Below are 1,214 nucleotides of genomic sequence, written 5' to 3' on the forward strand. Positions count from 1 at the left end.
ATGCTCAAGTACATGAGAAATACCGAGCACATTCCCAGATTCATCACTACTGCCGACACCATACCAAATTTGAGTCATGACAATAGGGGAGCGGTGATCGATCTTGGTTCATGCAGGTCAAAGCAAAGAATTTGACGGTGATTTACAAGATTATGCAGCATGGTTACGCCAAGCACGTATTGATATGATGAAAAATGGTCAAAAACCAAGTGCCCCTATTCAGTCTCAAGTCGTTGAAAAAACCAGCATCTCTAAAGTCGACAAGGAAGCTCAACGGAAGGAAGCCGCACGCCAACGTGAACTGAGCCGCCCGATTCGCAAGAATATAGAGAAAATTGAAAGCCAAATTGGCAAAATTCAGCCTAGACTTGTTGAAATTGAGGAATCTTTAGCAGATTCAGCACTTTATGAAGCAAATCGTAAAGATGATTTGCTCAAATTAATGAATGAACAAACTGAACTCAAAACAAAGCTAGAACAAGCTGAAGAGCAAATGCTAGAGTTAATGATGGAGCTTGAAACATTAGAAAGTTCTTTCGAATAATGCTTTTTGAATCAGCTAGAGGTGGAGGCATCCACCTCTAGTTTTATTTATAAAAACACAAATAAATCAATAACTTAAAATAAAAATTTTAATCATGCAATAAACCTTTGATGAAATCCTTCATGGTTCACTGCAACATCGCCCAATCTCATTCCTTTTTATTCCCACGACAATTCTTTTTTTGATTTTCAACGATCGATCAGTCACCACATAAGATTCGAAATACAATACACGTTCAATATCACGCAAAGTCATATCAAGAAGTAAACCGATACGGCTTGGTAATGATTTCAAGAACCAAATATGAGCAACAGGAGAAGCCAATTCGATGTGACCCATACGCTCACGACGAACTTTCGCAGTTGTTACTTCAACGCCACATTTTTCACAAATGACGCCTTTGTATTTCATACGCTTGTATTTACCGCACAAGCATTCGTAATCTTTTACTGGACCAAAGATTTTGGCACAGAATAAACCATCACGTTCTGGCTTAAACGTACGATAATTAATGGTTTCTGGCTTTTTAACTTCACCGTGAGACCATGACTTAATCATTTCTGGTGACGCAAGACCAATACGGATGCGATCGATCTTGTGAATATGGAAGTAAGACTAGAGAGTAATGAATTATATGGCTATGTGAAGTCTGTGAATAATTTCGGCTCAG

The 1,214-nt window shown here is 38.5% G+C and carries 1 protein-coding gene and 2 pseudogenes; 2 read left to right on the forward strand and 1 reads right to left on the reverse strand.

Going from position 1 to position 1,214, the window contains the following annotated elements; translation table 11 throughout:
- The first annotated feature begins 103 nt into the window (after positions 1-103).
- Entirely contained in the window at positions 104-544 is a 441-nt protein-coding gene (locus ACJ5GX_RS06745; RefSeq protein ID WP_495292831.1) for a hypothetical protein, read from the forward strand.
- Between the two features lie 189 nt (positions 545-733).
- On the opposite strand, the pseudogene ACJ5GX_RS06750 reads toward ACJ5GX_RS06745, so the two are convergent.
- Positions 734-1,147 (reverse strand): annotated as a pseudogene (locus ACJ5GX_RS06750) (DNA-directed RNA polymerase subunit beta'); the annotation flags it as partial.
- Here ACJ5GX_RS06750 and rimM point away from each other — a divergent pair.
- Positions 1,136-1,214, forward strand: a pseudogene (rimM, locus tag ACJ5GX_RS06755) (ribosome maturation factor RimM); the annotation flags it as partial. The pseudogenes ACJ5GX_RS06750 and rimM overlap by 12 nt on opposite strands.

The sequence above is a fragment of the Wolbachia endosymbiont of Tuta absoluta genome (genome assembly GCF_059414725.1).